This is a genomic window from Dankookia rubra (assembly GCF_004355005.1).
Lineage (GTDB): Bacteria > Pseudomonadota > Alphaproteobacteria > Acetobacterales > Acetobacteraceae > Paracraurococcus > Paracraurococcus ruber_A.
In genome coordinates, this window is record NZ_SMSJ01000291.1 from 1 (window position 1) to 1,049 (window position 1,049).

The 1,049-nt window shown below is 66.1% G+C and carries 2 protein-coding genes; both read left to right on the forward strand.

Annotation, left to right across the window (positions count from 1 at the left end; genetic code table 11):
- A partial coding sequence (locus E2C06_RS36615) for a winged helix-turn-helix domain-containing protein (protein ID WP_133293408.1) occupies positions 1-247 on the forward strand: 247 nt, incomplete at its 5' end.
- 29 nt (positions 248-276) lie between these two features.
- Positions 277-684, forward strand: coding sequence for a hypothetical protein (locus E2C06_RS38360; protein ID WP_165982924.1), 408 nt, complete (start codon positions 277-279; stop codon positions 682-684).
- Positions 685-1,049 lie beyond the last annotated feature (365 nt).

A 1,049-nucleotide genomic window follows, 5' to 3' on the forward strand; every position in this document is an offset into this window, starting at 1 on the left:
CCTGAAGTACCTGCTGCGGGCGAACGGCGCTGCCGTGGACCGCGCGACGCTGCTGGTCGATGTCTGGGGCTTTAACAGCGGGGTCACCACCCACACGCTGGAGACACACATCTACCGCCTGCGGCAGAAGATGGAGACGGACCCGTCGAGCCCGCAGCTCCTGCTGGCCACCCGTGGCGGCTACCGGTTGGATGCGACCGCACCGTCAGCCGCCGGCGCCGCGCGCGAGTCGCTCCGTACCCACTGAAGCACACTCCTCAGCGTTGGATGCCGATCATGGCTGACATCCTACTCTTTCCTGCCGAGCGCGCCTCCGCCGCAGCGCATCAGGACGATGCGCCGCACACTCAGGCCGCAGTAGTCGCAGCGTCTCTCGATGCCGACGCGTGGCCGGAGGACGACACGGGAGACATCGGCGAGCTTGCGACGGTGGCCAGTCTAGCCGCCTCTCCGTCACAGTCGCTCGCCGGCCTGGTGAGCAAGGTGGAGGTCCTGGTTGAACGTCTTGCTCCGGACGACGGGAGCGATGCTGGTCTCTGTCTTGCCGAGGCAAGCCTGCTGCGGTCTGTGCTGCGCGACCTGCGGGCCTTTGTCGGGGACGCCGTCTTTGCGGCCCAAGGTGCCGCCCTGTGGGCACCGGTCTCGACCGGAGCCAATCTTATGCACGGAGCCGGCGCAGGCTGATACACCCGGGCCGGGTCGAATGCCTGAAGTCTCATATAGGTCAGATCTCGGACATCTGGTTCGCAGTGCGACCATGCCCCTTCTAGGCGTGGTCAATGCACGACAACATGAGTGACCAAGCCATCAAAGCCGGTGCCAGCAACAAGGCCCAGAGCGGGCCGGACCGCACCGCGCCGAACGGCTCTGTGAACGCATTCGGCTATCGCAGACCATCGCCGCCCAGAGGGCTCGCATCGAAGCAACAGGCGGCAAGCCCATGTAGCCGCCGGAGTGAAACTGACCCGGTCGCCGGTTGAAATCTGACCCAGGTTCTAGGGTGCCCTGTCACCGCGATGGGGGCCCGGATGCTTGGGGGAGAGCTGGCA